The organism is Variovorax sp. DXTD-1 (assembly GCF_003984625.1).
GTDB lineage: Bacteria > Pseudomonadota > Gammaproteobacteria > Burkholderiales > Burkholderiaceae_C > Variovorax.
Window position 1 is genome coordinate 209885 of the sequence record NZ_RWKH01000006.1, and the last position, 17580, is coordinate 227464.

A 17580-nucleotide genomic window follows, 5' to 3' on the forward strand; every position below is an offset into this window, starting at 1 on the left:
CGCCTGCCGCCGCTACGTTGAATGACGTATTCGCGGCGGCTCAAGTGATTTCTAAAGTACCAGCCATGGTGCTCGGGGCACCGTCCGATGCACTGCGATGGTGCGCGGCTCTCCTTTCCAACAACCTGCCTGGAGTTTCCTGATGTCGCGTGATTTCGATCCCTCCCTCGATACCCTGGCATTGCGCCGCCGCCGACTGCTGCAGGGCGCCGCCGCGCTGCCCGTGATGGGCCTGAGCGGCCTGAGCTTCGGCCAGTCGCAGTTCCCCACGGCCAAGGTCAACACCACCAAGCTCGCGGTGACCGACACTGAAGTGACGGTGGGCCAGCTGCATTCGTCGTCCGGCACCATGGCCATTTCGGAAACCGGCTCCATCCAGGCCGAGCAGCTCGCCATCGACCAGATCAACGCGATGGGCGGCATCCTCGGCCGCAAGATCAAGGTGATCAAGGAAGATGGTGCTTCCGACTGGCCGACCTTTGCCGAGAAGTCGAAGAAGCTGTTGGTCAACGACCACTGCGCCGCGGTGTTCGGCTGCTGGACCAGCGCCTCGCGCAAGGCCGTGCTGCCTGTGTTCGAGAAGGAGAACGGCCTGTTGTACTACCCGACCTTCTACGAAGGCCTGGAGCAAAGCAAGAACGTGATCTACACCGGCCAGGAGGCCACGCAGCAGATCATCTGGGGCCTGGATTGGGGCGCGAAGGAGAAGAAGGCCAAGACCTTCTTCCTCGTCGGCTCCGACTACATCTGGCCGCGCACCTCGATGAAGATCGCGCGCAAGCACATCGAGAACTTCCAGAAGGGCTCGGTCAAGGGCGAGGAGTACTACCCGCTGGGCCACACCAACTTCAACTCGCTGATCAACAAGATCAAGGTCGCCAAGCCCGACTGCATCTTCGCGGCGGTGGTAGGCGGCTCGAACGTGGCCTTCTACAAGCAGCTCAAGGCCGCGGGCATCACGGGCGACAAGCAGTTCCTGCTGACGCTGGCCGTCACCGAAGACGAAATGACCGGCGTGGGCGGTGAGAACTTCGCGGGCTTCTATTCGTCGATGAAGTACTTCCAGTCGCTTGACAACGAGAACAACAAGAAGTTCGTGGCCGCCTTCAAGGCCAAGTACGGCAAGGACGCGGTGATCGGCGACGTCACGCAGGCGGGCTACTTGGGCCCGTGGCTGTGGAAGGCCGCGGTCGAGAAGGCCGGCAGCTTCGACGTCGACAAGGTGGTGGCCGGCTCGCCGGGCATCGAGCTGAAGACCGCGCCCGAAGGCTACGTGAAGCTGGATGCGAACCACCACCTGTGGAGCAAGGCGCGCATCGGGCAGGGGCAACTGGACGGGACGTTCAAGGTGGTGGCGGAGTCGGCTGAATTGATCAAGCCGGATCCGTTCCCGAAGGGCTATCAGTAAGCAGGCCGCCGACCCTCACCCCAACCCTCTCCCGCGCGCGGGAGAGGGAGTCAATACAGGAATCTCCATGACTCTGTCGGACATGATGAACATCGGCCTCATGCAGGGCTTCGCGGGGCTGAGCCTCTTCGCGGTGCTGCTGCTCATGGGCCTGGGGCTCGCGATCATCTTCGGCCAGATGGGCGTCATCAACATGGCGCATGGCGAGTTCATGACCATTGGCGCCTACTCGATCTACCTGGCCGCGCGCGTCACTGAAAGCCTGGCGCCGGCGTTCATGCCGTACTACTTTCCAATTGCCATCGGGCTGGCTTTCGTGTTCGCCTTCATCGTCGGCTGGATCGTGGAGTGGGTGCTGATTCGGCACCTCTACAAGCGCCCGCTCGACACGCTGCTCGCCACCTGGGGCGTGAGCCTGGGCCTGCAGCAGCTCTTTCGCACCTTCATCGGCCCGAAGGAAGTGAGCCCCACGCTGCCCGAGTGGCTCATGGGTTCGTGGACGCCGCATGAAGGCCTCGACATCCCGATCAACGGCCTGTTCGTGCTCGCGCTCACCGCGCTGGTCACGGGCGGTGTGCTCGTCGCGCTGCACAAGAGCCGCTGGGGCCTGCGCGTGCGCGCCACCGTGGCCAACCGCACCATGGCCAACGCGACCGGCATCGACACGATGAAGACCGACCGCCTGACCTTCGCCATCGGCTGCGGCATTGCCGGCATGGCCGGCGCGGCCTTTACCACCATCGGCTCAACGGGGCCAACCTCGGGCTCGCTCTACATCGTCGACGCGTTCCTGGTCGTCACTTTCGGCGGCGCCGCGAGCTTGCTGGGCACTGTGGTGTCGGCCTTCGGCATTGCGCAGACCCAGTCGATCTCGGAGTTCTTCATGACCGGCTCGATGGCCAAGGTGCTGACGCTCTCGCTCATCGTGCTGATCCTGATGATGCGTCCGCAAGGGCTGTTCGCCGTGAAAGTCCGCCGCTGATGAACCCGAATCCTTCCTGGAGAACGTTCCGATGATGAATTTCATCAAGGCCTCGATCCTGCGCTACCAGCTGGGCAGCCTCTTGCTGCTGGTGCTGCTGCTGGCGGTCGTGCTGCCGCTGTCGCTCGACATCTTTCGCCTGAACCTCGTGGGCAAGTACCTCACCTATGCCTTCGTCGCCGTTGGCCTTGTGATGGTGTGGGGCTACGGCGGCGTGCTCAGCCTGGGGCAGGGCGTGTTCTTCGGTATCGGCGGCTATGCGATGGCGATGTTTCTCAAGCTCGAAGCCTCGGACCCGATCACGACCAAGATCCAGTCGACACCCGGCATTCCAGACTTCATGGACTGGAACCAGATCACCGAGCTGCCCGTTCTGTGGCTGCCATTCAAAAGCCTGCCCCTGAGTTTGGCGCTGGTGGTGCTGGCGCCGATGGCACTGGCCTGGTTGGTGAGCTTTGCGATGTTCAAGCGGCGCGTGGGCGGTGTGTACTTTGCCATCATCACGCAGGCGGTGGCGCTGATCTGCACCGTGCTCATCATCGGCCAGCAGGGCTACACGGGTGGCGTGAACGGCATGACCGACCTCAAGACGATGCTGGGCTGGGACACACGCACCGACGGCGCCAAGTACGTTCTCTACTACGTTTGCGTGGGCCTGCTGATCTGCAGCATCGTGCTGTGCCGCTGGATCCAGACCAGCAAGCTCGGCACGCTGCTGCTTGCCATGCGCGACAAGGAAGACCGCGTGCGTTTCTCGGGCTACGACGTGTCGAACTTCAAGGTCTTCATCTTCTGTCTGGCGGCCGGGCTTTCGGGCATCGGTGGCGCAATGTTCGCGCTGCAGGTGGGCTTCATGTCGCCGAGCTTCGTTGGCATCGTGCCGTCCATCGAGATGGTGATCTTCTGCGCCGTGGGCGGCCGCATGAGCCTGGTGGGGGCGGCGTACGGCGCGCTGCTGGTGAATGCGGGAAAGACGCTGTTCTCCGAAAGCTTTCCGGACCTGTGGCTGTTCCTGATGGCCGGCCTCTTCATCGGCGTGACCATGGCCTTCCCGATGGGACTTGCGGGGCTGTGGGACGAAAAGATCAGGCCCTGGTGGAAGGGTCGCCGCCAGGCTCTGCGCGAAGCCGCGGTGAAACCGCCGGTATCCACCGCGACAGCAGCCGCACCGGCTTCTCTTTCCTCATCGCCTTCACCCGAACCACAGCTACCCGAAGGTGTCGGCAGCCAGCGCGCCTGAGAACCAATCGGAACACTTCATGAGCAATACCGACTTCGCGCTTGCGGTGGAAGACCTCACCGTCTCCTTCGACGGCTTCAAGGCCATCGACGATCTCACGCTCTACATCGACAAGAACGAACTGCGCGTGATCATCGGCCCCAACGGTGCCGGCAAGACCACGCTGCTCGACCTGATCTGCGGCAAGACGCGGGCGAGCAGCGGCAGCATCAAGTTCAAGAACACCGAACTCACAAAAATGGCCGAGCACAAGCGCGTGCGGCTGGGCATCGGCCGCAAGTTCCAGACGCCGTCGATCTACGAGAACCTCAGCGTGTTCCAGAACCTCGAGGTGTCGTTCCCCAAGGGGCGCTCGGTGCTCGGCGCACTGGCGTTCAAGTGCGACGACGAGGTCAAGGCCAAGGTACAGGCGGTGGCCGAAGACATCGGCCTGGCTGACAAGCTGCGCACCGAGGCGGGCCTGCTGAGCCACGGTCAGAAGCAGTGGCTGGAGATCGGCATGCTGCTGATGCAGGAGCCCGAATTGCTGATGCTCGACGAGCCCATTGCAGGCATGAGCGCGCGCGAGCGCGAGCTCACGGCCGAGCTGCTCAAGCGCATCTGCCAGAACCGCGCAGTGATCGTCATCGAGCACGACATGGCCTTCGTGAAGCAGATCGCGCACAAGGTCACCGTGATGCACCAGGGAAAGATCCTGGCCGAGGGGCCTATGGAGAAGGTGCAGGCGGATCCGAAGGTCATCGACGTTTATCTGGGGCACTAGATGGCGTCTTGTTCTATTCGCAGCTTGCGCTGTTCAGGGCGGCGCTCCCGCCGACGGGGTACCTTTCTCCGCGAATGTCCCCCGGGGCTGCGCCCCTCCTCCTTTATTTCGCTGCGCAAGGCACCCCATCGACGTGTGCGTGATTCAGAGTGGTCGTTGATCGCAGGATCAATAGCAGCGTGCCCTGGTGCACAGGGCATCGGGTGCTCCGCGCAGCGAAATAAAGGAGGAGGGGCGCAGCCCCGGGGGACATTCGCGGAGGGGAGTACCCGGTGGCCTGTGCACACGCCCTGAACAACAGCCCGTGCACAGCCCTGAACAAAACACGCCAGGAGTCACTGAATGAGCAACATCATGCTGAAGGTCGATGACCTGCACACAGCCTACGGCCAGAGCGAAGCCCTGCACGGCATTTCGTTCGAAGGCCATGTCAACGAAACCATCGCCATCATGGGCCGCAACGGCATGGGCAAGACCACGCTGTTCAAGAGCCTCATGGGCGTGCTGCCTCTGAAGAGTGGGCGCATCGAAGTGGCGGGGCAGGACGTGTCGCGCGACGAAAGCTTCAAGCGCGTGGCCAAAGGCATTGCCTACGTGCCGCAGGGCCGCATGATCTTTCCGACGTTGACCGTCGAAGAAAACATCCAGACCGGCCTCGAGAACTCAAAGACGAAACGCATTCCCGAAGAAATCTACGCCCTGTTTCCGGTGCTCTGGGACATGAAGCGCCGCAAGGGCGGAAACCTCTCCGGCGGCCAGCAACAGCAGCTTGCCATTGCTCGCGCCCTCGTTACCGACCCCAAGGTGCTGCTGCTCGACGAGCCTACCGAGGGTATCCAGCCTTCGATCATCAAGGACATTGCCAAGGCCCTTAACGAGATTCGCAAGCTGCGCGGCATCACCATCGTCGTGTCCGAGCAGGTGCTGAGCTTTGCGATGGACGTGGCCGACCGGTTGTTCGTGATCGAGGGCGGCCGGCTCGTGCACGAGACCGCGCGCGACAAGACCGACGTCGATCACATCAAGGCCTACCTCTCCGTGTGACCTTCTTCGTTTAACCACAACCCAACCAGGAGCCACTGCAAATGACGGACACGCTGATCAAGGTCGACCTGACCAAGCCGCCCACCGAGAACGAAATGATCCACAACCGTTGGCACCCGGACATTCCGATGGCCTGCTGGGTGAACCCGGGCGACGACTTCATTCTCGAGACCTTCGACTGGACCGGCGGGTTCATCAAGAACAACGACAGTGCCGACGACGTTCGAGACATCGACCTGAGCACCGTGCACTACCTTTCGGGCCCTGTGGGTGTGAAGGGGGCCGAACCCGGCGACCTGCTGGTGGTCGACCTGCTCGACATCGGCGCCAAGCAGGACAGCCTCTGGGGCTTCAACGGCTTCTTCTCGAAGAAGAACGGCGGCGGCTTCCTGACCGACCATTTTCCCGAGGCGCAGAAATCCATCTGGGACTTCAAGGGCATGTTCACCAGTTCGCGCCACATCCCCGGCGTGAACTTCGCGGGCCTGATCCACCCCGGCCTCATCGGCTGCTTGCCCGACAAGCCCATGCTCGACATGTGGAACGAGCGTGAGCAGAAGCTCATCGACACCGATCCGACCCGTGTGCCCGGCCTCGCCAATCCGCCGTTCGCCGGCACCGCCCACATGGGCAAGATGACCGGCGAGGCCCGCACCAAGGCTGCAGCCGAAGGCGCACGCACCGTGCCGCCGCGCGAGCATGGCGGCAACTGCGACATCAAGGATTTGTCGCGCGGCTCGAAGGTGTTCTTCCCGGTATACGTCGACGGTGCGGGCCTTTCGGTGGGCGACCTGCACTTCAGCCAGGGCGACGGCGAGATCACTTTTTGCGGGGCCATCGAAATGGCCGGCTGGGTGCACATGAAGGTCTCGCTCATCAAGGGCGGCATGGCCAAGTACGGCATCAAGAACCCGATCTTCAAGCCGAGCGTGATCACGCCGCAGTACAACGACTATCTCATCTTCGAGGGCATTTCGGTCGACGAGGCCGGCAAGCAGTACTACCTCGACGTGAACGTGGCTTACCGGCAAGCGTGCCTCAACGCCATCGAGTACCTGAAGAAGTTCGGCTACTCGGGCGCACAGGCCTATTCGATCCTGGGCACAGCACCTGTGCAGGGCCACATCAGCGGTGTGGTCGACGTGCCCAACTCTTGCGCCACACTGTGGCTGCCCACGCAGATCTTCGACTTCGACATCAACCCGAATGCATCGGGGCCTGTGAAGATGATCGACGGCAGCATCGACATGCCGCTCTCGCACGACCTGGTCTGACGCGCCCATGCCTACCTACGACTACGCCTGCGGCCAATGCGGCGGCTTCGAGGCGCTGCGGCCTTCGGGCCAGCGCGACGAGCCGGCCGCTTGCCCCGACTGCGGGTGCGCATCGCCGCGTGTACTTTCGGCCGCGCCGCGGCTCGCACTGATGGCCTCGGGCACACGCCGTGCAATGGAGACCAACGAGCGCGCAAGGCACGAGCCGGGCAGCTCGCGCGACTACGCGCGCTTCAAGCATCCAGCGGGCTGCGGCTGCTGTTCGGGCTCATCGCGGCGCAGTGCGACGGTGACCGCGCCCAGCGGCGCGAAGTCCGCGCCGTCGAAGCGGCCCTGGATGATTTCGCACTAATACTGCGCTAACAGTGCGGGACGCGCGGCCCCTCGGAGCCGCCCGATTGTTTCAATCTCGTGAACGCCGTGATTCGTTTTGCGGCGTTTTTTCATGGGTGTTCGGGATCAAACTTCATCTCACCAACCAACCCATTAGGAGATTGAAATGAATGCCTCGAAGATCCTCGCTGCCGCTGCTCTCTCGCTCCTGGCTGCCGCCGGTGCGCACGCAGAAACCTATGAAGGCGTGCTGACCGTTAACTCGGGCGTGTCGCGTTCCGAAGTGGCACCGCAAGCTGTTGCCGCCGCTCGCGCCGGCAACGAATACAGCGAAGGCGCCAGCGCCGGCGCACAAGCCTTCACCTCGACCGCCGACCGCTCGGTGATCCAGGCCGAAGCCGTTGCCAAGGCGCATGACCCGCTGGCAAGCCTCGACCGCCGCGCTTTCTACCGCGACGAAGTGCCGCAAGCCTACAAGAAGCCCAGCGTGTCGTTCACGCGCCAAGCTGGCCTGTAAGCCGATCTCTCGCTGACCACTGCGATGAAGAACGGGCCCTCGATGGGGCCCGTTTTCCGTTGCTGTAGAAGCCTGGGAGGCTAGATGCGCTGCGCGGCGTCCATCACTCCCGCGTCAGCGCAAAGCTCTTTCGTATGCCGCCGGTAGCCGAAGGCGCTACCCACAAATCGAACTCGCCGGGTTCGACGGTTGGCTTCATGTCGCGGCCGATGAATTTCAGGTCTTCCGCGCCGAGCGTGAACTCGACGACCTTCGATGCGCCGGGCTCGATGCGCACCTTTTGGAAGTTCTTGAGTTCGCGCACAGGCCGCGTCACGCTTGCGGCGCGTTCGGCGGTGTACAGCTGCACCACTTCCTCTGCCTCGCGCTGGCCGGTGTTGGTGACTGTGGCGCGCACGCGTAGGGCGCTGCCAAGCGGCAGCCTGTCGCGGCTGAGCTCGACGCCGTCGTAGCGCACCGGTGCATAGCCGATGCCGTATCCAAAGGGATAGAGCGCTTGATTCGTGGTGTCCACGTAGCGGGTCTTGAAAGCCATGGCCTGATCGTTGTCGGGCAGCGGCCGGCCGGTGCGCTTCTGGCCATAGTAGAAGGGCACCTGGCCGGAGGTTTGCGGAAAGCTCACCGGCAGCCGGCCCGAGGGATTGAAGTCGCCGAACACCACGTCGGCAATGGCGGTGCCGGTCTGCACGCCCAGAAACCAGGTGACAAGAATCGCGTCGGCATTGCGCACCGCGCCCCTGAGCGCCATTGCGCGTCCGTTGCTCAGCAGCACGACCACGGGCTTGCCGGTCGCGGCCACCGCTTCGGCCAAGTCTTGCTGCGCCTGGGGAAGGCCGATGTCGGTGCGCGAACGGGCCTCGCCCGACATGAGCTGGCCTTCACCGATGGCGAGCACCACCACGTCGGCGTCGCGCGCGGCGGACACTGCGGCCTCGATGCCGCCGGCCAGCGGCGACTCGATGCCCGAGCCGCGCACCACGGTCAATGCCGAAGGGTCGCGCAGCGCCGCACGCAGGCCGTCTTCGATGCCGACCGGGGGCGATTGGCCCGGGAAGAGGCTCCAGGCGCCAAGCAGGTCCTGCGTGCCCGAGGCAAAGGGCCCGATCAGCGCGATCTTCTTGCCGGACTTGGGCAGCGGCAGCACTGCGCGTTCGTTCTTCAGCATCACGATGGAACGGCGTGCATCCTCGCGCGCCAGCGCAACGTGCGCGGGGTTTTCGGCGCGGGCCTGCGCCGGAGGGCCGTCGAGCCCGCGAAAGGGCTGGTCGAACAGGCCGAGCTTCTGCTTGACCCACAGCACGCGGCGCACCGCATCGTCCAGCCGGCCCATCGGCACTTCGCCCGAGGCCACGAGCTCGGGCAGGTAGCGCATGTAGAGGCCGCTCTGCATGCTGACGTCGGTCCCGGCAAGGAACGACTGCCTGGCTGCTTCCCGTCCGTTGGCGGCGTAGCCATGGGCAATCAGCTCCTCGTCGGCGGTGTAGTCGGAAACGACAAAGCCCTTGAACTTCCACTCGTCGCGCAGCACGCCCGTCAGCAGCGCGGGGTTTGCAATCGAGGGAATGCCGGAGATTTCGTTGAACGCGCTCATCACCGAGAGCGCGCCCGCGTCCAGCGCGGCGCGGAATGGCGGCAGGTACACCTGGCGCAGCGTGCGCTCGGAGATGTCGGTGGCGGCGTAGTCGAGCCCGCCCTCGGCGGCGCCATAGGCCGCGAAGTGCTTGGGCGTGGCCAGCAGCGCATCGGCGCGCGAGAGATCGCTGCCCTGGAAGCCGCGCACGCGCGCCGCCGCGAACAGGTTGGCCAGGTACACATCTTCGCCCGCTCCCTCGATACCGCGGCCCCAGCGCGCATCGCGCGCAATGTCCACCATGGGCGCAAAGGTCCAGCGAAAGCCGTCGGCGCTGGCTTCAATCGCCGCCACGCGCGCGGTGCGCTCGGCGAGATCCGGCTCCCAGCTCGCGGCCTCTGCCAGCGGCATCGGAAAGATGGTGCGAAAGCCATGGATCACGTCTGCGCCGTAGAGCAGCGGAATGCCCAGGCGCGATTCGCGCACGGCCACTTCCTGCAGCACGCGCTTGCGTTCCAGCCCCTGGTTGTTGAAAAGGCCGGTGAGCCGGCCGGCGCGCACGTCGTCGATCTCTTGCTGCGCATTGCGCTGGCCGACCTGGGGGTTGCCGGGAATGTTGGTGTCGGCGGGGCCGTAGAGGCTGAGCTGGCCCACTTTCTCCTCGACCGTCATGCGGGCGACGAGCGAATCGATACGAGCGTCCGCGACCTCGGGGCCCTCGGCGGTGGCCGGGGCTGCGTGGGAGGCGGGGGGGAGAAAACAGGCCAGGCCCAGCAGGGCCGCCATGGCGGGGATTCGAACGTGCATGGCCCGCCATTCTCACGCCAAAGCCTGACCGCACGGCACGGCCGGTCTTTGGAGCTGTTACACCCGGTTTAAGAGCGGTCGCACTTGAGGCGCAGTTGCCTCAGTTCCATGCGCGCATCATCGCGCAGGCGCCACCACGGGTTGCCGGCGCCGCAGCAACAGCCATCCGAACAGCGGGGCCGTGATGTACATCACCACCGAATAGATCGCGGCCGGCAGCGCGAGCGGAAAGCTGCCCAGCACGCTCACCGCGATGAAGATGGCCAGCGTGGAGTTGTGGATGCCGATCTCGTAGCTGATGGCGGTGGCCAGCGGCTTGTCCAGGCCCGCGGCGCGGCTCAGGTAGTAGCCCGCGAGCAGGCTCAGCAGATTGAACAGCAGCACGGGCAGCCCGATCTCGGCGAAGGTCGCGGTGATGGTCTTCCACTCGTTCGCGATGGCGAGCACCGTCACCACCGCGAGCACCACGGCGCTGAAGATCTTGGTCGGCTTTTCCATGCGCGCCGCAAAGCCGGGCTTGCGCGCGGCCACGAACATGCCGATGGCCACCGGCACCAGCACGATGGCGATGACCTCCACCAGCTTGCGCGTTTGCAACGGCACCACTTGGCCGCTCTGCGCGAAATGATTGATGGCCCAGTTGGCGATGAGCGGCAGTGTGACGATGGACAGCAGCGTGTTCACGGCCGTGAGCGAGATGTTCATGGCCACGTTGCCGCCGAACAGGTGCGAGAACAGGTTGGCCGAAATGCCGCCCGGCGAGGCCGCGAGCAGCATGAGCCCGATGGCGAACACCGGCGACAGTCCGAAGCCGACAATGATGGCGTAGCAGGCCAGCGGCAGGCCGATGACCTGCAGCACGAGCGCGATGGTCACTGCCTTGGGGTGCTTGAAAAGCCGCCGGAAGTCGTCCAGTGAAAGCGAAAGACCGAGCCCGAACATCACCAGCGCAAGCGCGCCGAACAGAAAGCGGGTCACGATGAGCGTAGCGTCCATGCTTGTTGTCTCCTCTTCTTGCTTCTTCTAAAAAAATGGCTGCCGGCACCTGTCGCGCAGGCGCTGGCAGCCGTGGAAACCGGAATCGGCGCGTCTTACTGCTTGTAGCTGTCGTCGATGCGGTCGAGCTTGCGGATCAGCGAGGGCCAGACGAACTGGCCGCCCAGGCCGCCCGTTTGGACCTTCATCGCCTGGCCCACGCCTTCGACGATTTTCGGGTTCACCTGCGTGAGTTCGCCGCCGCCCGACTGCGCCGCGATCTGGATCTGGCAGGTGTTCTCGAAGGTGTACATCGAAAGGAAGGCGTCTGCAATGGTCTTGCCGCACGTCAACAGGCCGTGGTTGCGCAGCATCAGGAAATTGGCGTTGCCCATGTCGGCCTGCAGGCGCGGCTTCTCGTCGTCGCGGAAGGCCACGCCTTCGTAGTCGTGGTAGGCCAGCGAGGCCAGCACGAAGGTCGATTGCTGGCTGATGGGCAACACGCCGTTCTTCTGCGCACTCACGGCGATGCCAGCCTTGGTGTGGGTGTGCAACACGCACTGGATGTCTTCGCGCGCGGCATGCACGGCGCTGTGAATCACGAAGCCGGCCGGATTCACCGGGTAGGGCGAGTCGATGATCTTGTTGCACTGCTGGTCGACCTTGACCAAGCTGGACGCGGTGATCTCGTCGAACATCAGGCCGTAGGGGTTGATGAGGAAGTGGTGCTCGGGCCCGGGAATGCGCGCGCTGATGTGCGTGAACACCAGGTCGCTCCAGCCGTAGAGCGCCACCAGGCGGTAGCAGGCGGCAAGGTCGACGCGCAGTTGCCACTCTTCGGCGGAGACGAGTTTCTGGATTTCGGATTGGGAGTTTGCGTTCATGGTGAGTGTTCCTTTCTGGGGTCAGGCGGTGGCCGGTTCTTTCAGCACCGTCTTGTAGATGCTCTGCTTGGGCTGCGCCATCAACCGGCGCAGCATGGGCTCGAACTCGCTGATCGGCAAGGTCTCGGCCTTGGGGTCGAAGGCCGGGTTGTCGTACAGCGCGCAGAACTCGGCTGTGCGCTCGTAATGCGGATGGCTCTTGAAGTTGTCGCGCATGTCGCGGTCCAGGCCGATGTGGTGAAAGAAGTAGTGGCCCTGGAAGATGCCGTGGTGCTGCACCATCCAGTGGTTGGCTTCGCTCACGAAGGGCTTCAGGATCGCGGCGGCAATGTCGGGATGGTTGAAGCTGCCGAGCGTGTCGCCGATATCGTGCAGCAGCGCGCACACCACGTATTCCTCGTTGCGGCCGTCGCGCAGCGCGCGGGTCGCGGTCTGCAGCGAATGGGTGTAGCGGTCGACGGGAAAGCCGCCGTAGTCGCCTTCGAGGATCTGCAGGTGCTTGATCACGCGCTCGGGCAGGCCGCCCGCGAACTGCATGAACTCGCCGCCGATCAGTTGCCAGTCTTCGCGCGTGCTCTCCTGCATGCTCCTGAAACTCGCCCGTTCGCTCATCGTGTGGTCTCCGTTCTTGTGGGGTGCCGGCCACTGTAGACCCGTGCTTGACGTGGAACTGTCAAGAATTTGACAATGCAGGGGTCTGGAAAACCCCCGATGCCCGCTTCCAAGCCGCGCCTTTCCGCTTCGCACCTGGCTGCGATGGAGCGCAACCCGTGGTTCACGAGCATTCCGCGGGCACAGCGCGAGGCCCTGCTTGGCGCGGCCGAACTCATCCACCTGCGGCGCGGTGCCATGGTGTTTCGCCAGGGCGACCCGGTGCATGCGGCGGGCGGGGGCTTTTATGGCCTTGTGGCCGGCACCATCAAGATTTCTTCGCTGCGGCAGGACGGGCGCGAGGCCATCCTTGCAGTGCTCGAGCCCGGCAACTGGTTCGGCGAGATCACGCTGCTCGACGGCTCGCCGCGCACGCACGACGCCACCGCGCTGGAGCCGCTCGATCTGCTGGTGGTGCCGCCCGAGGCTTTTGCGCAGCAGATGCGCGACGTTGTCTTTGCCCACGCCATTGCCATGATGCTGGCCGCAAGGGTGCGCATGCTCTACGGGCTGACCGAAGATGCCACGCTGCGCAGCCTGCGCGCGCGCGTGGCGCACCGCCTGCTGGTGCTGGCGCGCGGCGACGCCACGCAATCGGTGCAGTTGCGCCGCACGCTGATGCTGCCGCAGGAAGCGCTGGCCATGATGCTCGGCGTTACGCGTCAGACGCTCTCGAAGGAGCTCAACGCGCTGGCGCGCGACGAGGTAATTTCGCTGAGCTATGGGCGCATCGAGCTTCTGTCGGTCGATGCGCTGCAGGCGCTGGTGCGTAGCGGGTAGCCCGGCGCATTCAGCGCGTGTTCAGGCGTATTCAGCGCAAGACGCGGCCGTCCGCCGAGATGCTGATCAGGTCGATGTTTCGCGAGGGATCGCGCAGGCCGGGCCGCAAGTTGATGCGGAAGCCGCCCACGTCGTAGTCGGTCATGGCCGTCATCACGCGCTGCAGGCTGGCAGTGGTGAAGCTGCGTCCCGCGCGCCGCACCGCTTCGCCCACCACCTTGGCGGCAATGAACCCCTCCAGGCCTTCGTACGAAGGCGTCTGGTCGGAGTTGTCGACGGCGGCGCGGTATTCCTTGACGATGGGAATGGCCGAAGGCCGGGGCGACGGCACCACCTGCGAGATGACGATGCCGCCGATGTCCTTGCCGAGTTCGGCGTAGAGCGGATCGATGCCCACGATCGAGAACGCCATGAAGCTGCCCGTGTAGCCGCTCTTGCGCAGCTTGCGGATGGCGTTGGCCGTGGTGCCGGAGAGCGACACCAGCACGATGGCCTGTGGCGTCTGCTGCAGCACGGTCTTGAGCGCTGCGTCGAGCTTGTCGCCGCCCATGGGAACCATGGCCGTGGCCACCAGCGGCGGCACCTTGAGCTCGGTGACGGCCTGCTGCACGGCGGCCAGGCCCGCGCGGCCCATGGCGTCGTCGTCGCCCACCAGCGCGATGCGCGTCTGCCCCACAGTGGCGCACTGGCGCACGATCTTCAGAGCTTCGTCGATCATGCCGGGACGCACGTGAAACACGTTCGGATGGCTTGCCTCGCGCAGCGAATCGGCTGCGGCAAAGGGCGCGAACAGCAGGTTGCCCTGCTGCGCGGCAACACTGGCGCCGGCATCGCTGCTGGCGGTGCCCACAAAGCCGAACAGCATGTCGGCCTTGTCCGTGCCCAGCAGCGTGCGGGCGTTGGCTGCGGCACGGGTGGCGTCGTAGCCGTCGTCGAGCTGCAGCAGCTTGAGCTGGAGCCCGCTGGCCGCGTTGCGCTCGTTGAACTCGCCCACGGCAAGCCGGCTGCCGGCCGCAAAGGCCAGGCCGATCTCGCCGGCCGCGCCCGTCAAAGGCACCGATTGGCCCAGCAGCACGACCCTGGCGCCGGCGGGCGCCTTGGCGGTTTGCGAGAGTGCGGGAAGAGAAAGGCCGCTGCCCAGCAGCAGTGCGCCGGACGTCTTCAGTACTTGCCTGCGAGAGCTGTTCATTTGCCACCCTTTGTCTAAATTAGTAAAAAAGTGTAGCAATTTCGGTGCCTGCGGGGAAGCCGCCGAGGTGTAACGGCGGCCATAGGGCGCTTCCCCGGGGGCGCTCAGTCGGCGTCCGGCGGCAGAAGCAGCGGTCCGCAGTTCTCGTCGGCCACAAACACTGCGACCAGCTTCGCGGGGCGCACCGCATCGGGGTTTTCCGCAAAGAGGTGCAGCGTGCGCGGCGGCTCGAAGAAGGTTTCGCCGCTCTTGAAGGTGCCTACCGGGCCGCCTGCAAGCTGCGAGCGGATAGTGCCTTCGAGAATGATGGCGGTCACCGAGCCCGGATGCCGGTGGGCGGGCGAATAGGCGAGCGGCGGGAAGTCGACGAGGACCGTGGTCACCGACTTGCCCGGCACGTTGGGCAGTGGTTCGCACGAGAGCATCTTGACCGAGGTCGCGGGCCGTGCATCGGCGCCCGAGCCTGCCGGCGCGGGGGCTGAAGCGAACATGGGCCGGCTCATGGTGCTGCACACATCGGCGAACCACTGCGCAGCCTCCTGCCGGTTGCTGTGAGGCATCAGCGCCCAGCCGCCGGCAAGCACCAGGGAGAGTGCGGCCATGCCCGCGCCGAGCTGGCCGCGATGGCGACCATGAAGCCGCACCGCCTTCATGATGCAACTCCCATGCGTTGCCCTTGTGCTTCGCCCTGCCGCTCGCGCAGCCGCAGCGATGCGTGCCAGCCGAGCTCACGTTTCGCCTTCTCGCTGCTGACTTCGGGGTTGTCTTCGGCGATATTGAAGACGCCGCCAGGCGAATGCCGCAGCGCCAGCACCGCCGCCCATGCCGCGGCTTCCACGTGAACCGGGCACGTGCCCTTGGGCCCGGCATTCGACGTTCCCGGGCCGTAGAACTGCCCATAGCGCAGCACCGTGCCCGCGATGCCCTTGGCGTTCAATACGCTGCGCTCCAGCGCCGCCACGCCCTCGACGCTGACGCGGCGCGCGCCTTCGGCCTGGAGATCGAGCGGATGTTCCTCCACGTGGGGCAGCGGCCCCGGCGCGTAAACCCAGGCGATGCTCTGCGCCACCAGCCGGCGGCTGCCGGCCGCGAGGGCCGCAGCCACAAGATTGCGCGTGCCTTCGGTGCGAACGCGTGCGTTTCGGTAGGCGGCATCGGCCATCAGCTTCGGATCGAGATCCGGCGGCAGATCGGTGATCTGGTGGATCACGGTGTCCGGCTTGATGCGGACCACGGCCGCATACAGGGCGTGTGCATCGAACACGTCGACAACGACAGGTACCGCGCCGTGCGCCTCCAGCGCACGCGCGCGCTCCGGACGCCGGGTGCTGCCGTACACCGTATGGCCCGCCTCGATCAACAGCGGGACCAGCGCGGTGCCGATGGCGCCGGCTGCACCTGCCACGAATATCGTCTCGCTCATTGCATGTCCTTTTTCTGGCTGTTCGACGGATGGAGCTTAGGTTTTCGATGACCCATGACAAAGAGCCAAGATTCGTCAAAATGAATGGGCCATGACCAAAGAGAAAAAATCTTCCGCAGCGCTTTTGAAGATCGACCGCAGGAGGTCGACTCCGCTGCACCGGCAGATCTATGAGCGCTTCAAGGCGGCCATCGAGCAGGGCGTGCTTCGCCCGGGAGACCGCGTGGCATCCGCACGCAGCCTGGCCAGCGAACTGGGCGTGGCACGGGGCACGGTCGAGACGGCCTACAACCAGCTTGCGGGCGAAGGCTATTTCTCGCCGCAAGGGCAGGCGGGCACCGTGGTTTCGCCGCTGCTCCCATCTCGCCTGCCGGTGCGGCGCGAGCCTCGGCGATCCGAGGCGCGGGTTTTCGACCGGGCACTTGCCGAACCCGCGCCTCCGCCACCCCTGCAGCTGGGCATTCCGGCACTCGACGCCTTTCCACGCAAGCTCTGGGCGCGGCTGGTGTCGCGCCGGGTCAGGGCGACGAGCGCGGCCGACATGTTCTACGGCGATCCGTCGGGCCACCCGGGGTTGCGAACTGCCGTTGCCGCCTATCTGCAGGTCTCGCGCGGCGTCTCTTGCCACCCGTCGCAGGTCTTCGTGACGGGCGGGTACCGCGCGTCGCTCGCCCTTATTGCGCGCACGCTGCTCGCGCGTGGCGACCGCGTGTGGGTGGAAGACCCGGGCTATCCGCCGACACAGGAGGTGCTGCGCCACGCCGGCCAGCGACCCCTACCAGTGCCCGTGGACCGAGAGGGCATGGTCGTGGCGAGCGGCATGCGCAAGGCAGCAAAAGCGAAGATGGCCATCGTCACCCCGTCTCACCAGGCGCCGCTCGGGGTTTCGATGTCCCTCGCACGCAGGCTGCAGTTGCTCGCCTGGGCCTTGGAGGCCAAGGCCTGGATCGTCGAAGACGACTATGACGGCGAATACCGCTACGCCGGTCCGCCGCTGCCCGCGCTCAAGAGCCTCGACAGCCATGATCGCGTGCTGTACGCAGGCAGCTTCTCGAAGGTGCTGTATCCCGGTTTGGCGCTGGGCTATGTGGTGGTGCCCGACTTGCTACGCGATGTCTTCGGCGCGGCAGTGCAGACGTGGTCGAACGGTTGCCCGCAGATCACGCAGGCCGTGGTCGCCGACTTCATGCGGGACGGCCACTTCTCCCGCCACCTGAAAAAGATGCGGCTGCTCTATGCGAGGCGCCGCAGCATGCTCGCGGCCGGGCTGACGAAGGCCTTCGGCGAGGATGTGCGCATCGATCTGCAGAGCGGCGGCATGCACCTGATTGCGCGCTTCGACCAGCGGCGCGAAAGCGACGCGGAACTGGCCCGCCGTGCGCAACTCGCGGGGCTGAACTGCCAGCCGCTGTCCGCGCGCGGCACCGCGAATTTCAGCGACGAGGGGTTGCTGATCGGCTTCACCAACATCGGCTCCGCCGTGCATGCGCAGCAGCTTGCAACGAAGCTGCGGGCCGCCTTGGACCGAAGGCCCTGAAGAAGCGCCGGCCTCGAGGCCGGGAGGGCTCAGTCCGTCGTGTTTTCCATGCGCTTGGTGAGCGTGCCCAGCTGCAGCCATGTCAGCCTCAACCTCATTGCTCCGGCCTTTATGGGTGCCCACCAGATCGCAGGCAACTCGAATGCGTGAAGAATTTGGCAACAGGGCCGCAGTCTTATGTTCGATGGCCCATTGCACAACCT

17 protein-coding genes are annotated in these 17580 nt (G+C 65.0%); 10 read left to right on the forward strand and 7 right to left on the reverse strand.

Annotated elements, in window-relative coordinates; genetic code table 11:
* The first annotated feature begins 142 nt into the window (after positions 1–142).
* The 8 genes from urtA to EJI00_RS07995 all read left to right on the forward strand — a co-directional run bounded on the left by urtA (position 143) and on the right by EJI00_RS07995 (position 7561).
* A complete protein-coding gene (gene urtA / locus EJI00_RS07960; RefSeq protein ID WP_126746925.1) occupies positions 143–1408 on the forward strand; it encodes an urea ABC transporter substrate-binding protein in 1266 nt (421 codons plus the stop codon).
* A 67-nt stretch (positions 1409–1475) separates the two neighbouring features.
* On the forward strand, positions 1476–2390 hold the full coding sequence (urtB, locus tag EJI00_RS07965) for an urea ABC transporter permease subunit UrtB (RefSeq protein ID WP_126746926.1): 915 nt from the start codon (positions 1476–1478) through the stop codon (positions 2388–2390).
* Positions 2391–2424: 34 nt separating this feature from the next.
* A complete protein-coding gene (gene urtC, locus EJI00_RS07970; protein ID WP_126746951.1) occupies positions 2425–3630 on the forward strand; it encodes an urea ABC transporter permease subunit UrtC in 1206 nt (401 codons plus the stop codon).
* 19 nt (positions 3631–3649) lie between these two features.
* On the forward strand, positions 3650–4393 hold the full coding sequence (urtD, locus tag EJI00_RS07975; protein WP_126746927.1) for an urea ABC transporter ATP-binding protein UrtD: 744 nt from the start codon (positions 3650–3652) through the stop codon (positions 4391–4393).
* Positions 4394–4747: 354 nt separating this feature from the next.
* Positions 4748–5437 (forward strand): urea ABC transporter ATP-binding subunit UrtE, encoded by a 690-nt coding sequence (gene urtE, locus EJI00_RS07980; protein WP_126746952.1) that lies wholly within the window; start codon positions 4748–4750, stop codon positions 5435–5437.
* Between the two features lie 41 nt (positions 5438–5478).
* Positions 5479–6711 carry a formamidase gene (gene fmdA / locus EJI00_RS07985; RefSeq protein ID WP_126746928.1) on the forward strand — a complete coding sequence of 411 codons (1233 nt, stop codon included), beginning with the start codon at positions 5479–5481 and terminating at the stop codon, positions 6709–6711.
* A 7-nt stretch (positions 6712–6718) separates the two neighbouring features.
* A complete protein-coding gene (locus EJI00_RS07990) occupies positions 6719–7063 on the forward strand; it encodes an FmdB family zinc ribbon protein (RefSeq protein ID WP_126746929.1) in 345 nt (114 codons plus the stop codon).
* A 147-nt stretch (positions 7064–7210) separates the two neighbouring features.
* Positions 7211–7561, forward strand: coding sequence for an alpha/beta hydrolase (locus EJI00_RS07995; protein ID WP_126746930.1), 351 nt, complete (start codon positions 7211–7213; stop codon positions 7559–7561).
* A gap of 103 nt (positions 7562–7664) precedes the next feature.
* On the opposite strand, the gene bglX is transcribed toward EJI00_RS07995, so the two are convergent.
* The 4 genes from bglX to EJI00_RS08015 form a co-directional block, all read right to left on the reverse strand.
* Positions 7665–9938 (reverse strand): beta-glucosidase BglX, encoded by a 2274-nt coding sequence (gene bglX / locus EJI00_RS08000; RefSeq protein ID WP_126746931.1) that lies wholly within the window; start codon positions 9936–9938, stop codon positions 7665–7667.
* Between the two features lie 117 nt (positions 9939–10055).
* Complete coding sequence (locus EJI00_RS08005) at positions 10056–10934, reverse strand: bile acid:sodium symporter family protein (protein ID WP_126746932.1); 879 nt, start codon at positions 10932–10934, stop codon at positions 10056–10058.
* Between the two features lie 95 nt (positions 10935–11029).
* A complete protein-coding gene (locus EJI00_RS08010; protein ID WP_126746933.1) occupies positions 11030–11797 on the reverse strand; it encodes a class II aldolase/adducin family protein in 768 nt (255 codons plus the stop codon).
* A gap of 21 nt (positions 11798–11818) precedes the next feature.
* Entirely contained in the window at positions 11819–12409 is a 591-nt protein-coding gene (locus EJI00_RS08015) for an HD domain-containing protein (RefSeq protein WP_126746934.1), read from the reverse strand.
* Between the two features lie 99 nt (positions 12410–12508).
* Between EJI00_RS08015 and EJI00_RS08020 the strand changes: the two genes are divergently transcribed.
* Positions 12509–13228 carry a Crp/Fnr family transcriptional regulator gene (locus EJI00_RS08020; RefSeq protein WP_126746935.1) on the forward strand — a complete coding sequence of 240 codons (720 nt, stop codon included), beginning with the start codon at positions 12509–12511 and terminating at the stop codon, positions 13226–13228.
* Positions 13229–13259: 31 nt separating this feature from the next.
* On the opposite strand, the gene EJI00_RS08025 is transcribed toward EJI00_RS08020, so the two are convergent.
* The 3 genes from EJI00_RS08025 to EJI00_RS08035 all read right to left on the reverse strand — a co-directional run bounded on the left by EJI00_RS08025 (position 13260) and on the right by EJI00_RS08035 (position 15840).
* Complete coding sequence (locus EJI00_RS08025) at positions 13260–14417, reverse strand: ABC transporter substrate-binding protein (RefSeq protein WP_126746936.1); 1158 nt, start codon at positions 14415–14417, stop codon at positions 13260–13262.
* A gap of 104 nt (positions 14418–14521) precedes the next feature.
* Positions 14522–15070 carry a cupin domain-containing protein gene (locus EJI00_RS08030; protein ID WP_126746937.1) on the reverse strand — a complete coding sequence of 183 codons (549 nt, stop codon included), beginning with the start codon at positions 15068–15070 and terminating at the stop codon, positions 14522–14524.
* The gene (locus EJI00_RS08035; protein WP_126746938.1) at positions 15067–15840 is read right to left on the reverse strand and encodes an NAD-dependent epimerase/dehydratase family protein; all 774 of its coding nucleotides are present in this window, start codon (positions 15838–15840) and stop codon (positions 15067–15069) included. The genes EJI00_RS08030 and EJI00_RS08035 overlap by 4 nt, the downstream gene beginning before the upstream one ends.
* A 91-nt stretch (positions 15841–15931) precedes the next feature.
* On the opposite strand from EJI00_RS08035, the gene EJI00_RS08040 reads away from it, so the two are divergent.
* Positions 15932–17377, forward strand: coding sequence for a PLP-dependent aminotransferase family protein (locus tag EJI00_RS08040; protein WP_126746939.1), 1446 nt, complete (start codon positions 15932–15934; stop codon positions 17375–17377).
* Positions 17378–17580 lie beyond the last annotated feature (203 nt).

Excerpts from the sequence above, each read along its gene's own strand:
- EJI00_RS08025 (WP_126746936.1), bottom strand. The coding sequence starts at position 14,417 with ATGAACAGCTCTCGCAGGCAAGTACTGAAGACGTCCGGCGCACTGCTG.
- EJI00_RS08010 (WP_126746933.1), bottom strand. The coding sequence starts at position 11,797 with ATGAACGCAAACTCCCAATCCGAAATCCAGAAACTCGTCTCCGCCGAA.
- EJI00_RS08015 (WP_126746934.1), bottom strand. The coding sequence starts at position 12,409 with ATGAGCGAACGGGCGAGTTTCAGGAGCATGCAGGAGAGCACGCGCGAA.
- urtC (WP_126746951.1), top strand. The coding sequence starts at position 2,425 with ATGAATTTCATCAAGGCCTCGATCCTGCGCTACCAGCTGGGCAGCCTC.
- EJI00_RS08035 (WP_126746938.1), bottom strand. The coding sequence starts at position 15,840 with ATGAGCGAGACGATATTCGTGGCAGGTGCAGCCGGCGCCATCGGCACC.
- EJI00_RS08030 (WP_126746937.1), bottom strand. The coding sequence starts at position 15,070 with ATGAAGGCGGTGCGGCTTCATGGTCGCCATCGCGGCCAGCTCGGCGCG.
- urtB (WP_126746926.1), top strand. The coding sequence starts at position 1,476 with ATGACTCTGTCGGACATGATGAACATCGGCCTCATGCAGGGCTTCGCG.
- bglX (WP_126746931.1), bottom strand. The coding sequence starts at position 9,938 with ATGCACGTTCGAATCCCCGCCATGGCGGCCCTGCTGGGCCTGGCCTGT.
- EJI00_RS08005 (WP_126746932.1), bottom strand. The coding sequence starts at position 10,934 with ATGGACGCTACGCTCATCGTGACCCGCTTTCTGTTCGGCGCGCTTGCG.
- EJI00_RS08020 (WP_126746935.1), top strand. The coding sequence starts at position 12,509 with ATGCCCGCTTCCAAGCCGCGCCTTTCCGCTTCGCACCTGGCTGCGATG.
- urtD (WP_126746927.1), top strand. The coding sequence starts at position 3,650 with ATGAGCAATACCGACTTCGCGCTTGCGGTGGAAGACCTCACCGTCTCC.
- urtA (WP_126746925.1), top strand. The coding sequence starts at position 143 with ATGTCGCGTGATTTCGATCCCTCCCTCGATACCCTGGCATTGCGCCGC.
- EJI00_RS08040 (WP_126746939.1), top strand. The coding sequence starts at position 15,932 with ATGACCAAAGAGAAAAAATCTTCCGCAGCGCTTTTGAAGATCGACCGC.
- urtE (WP_126746952.1), top strand. The coding sequence starts at position 4,748 with ATGCTGAAGGTCGATGACCTGCACACAGCCTACGGCCAGAGCGAAGCC.
- EJI00_RS07995 (WP_126746930.1), top strand. The coding sequence starts at position 7,211 with ATGAATGCCTCGAAGATCCTCGCTGCCGCTGCTCTCTCGCTCCTGGCT.
- EJI00_RS07990 (WP_126746929.1), top strand. The coding sequence starts at position 6,719 with ATGCCTACCTACGACTACGCCTGCGGCCAATGCGGCGGCTTCGAGGCG.
- fmdA (WP_126746928.1), top strand. The coding sequence starts at position 5,479 with ATGACGGACACGCTGATCAAGGTCGACCTGACCAAGCCGCCCACCGAG.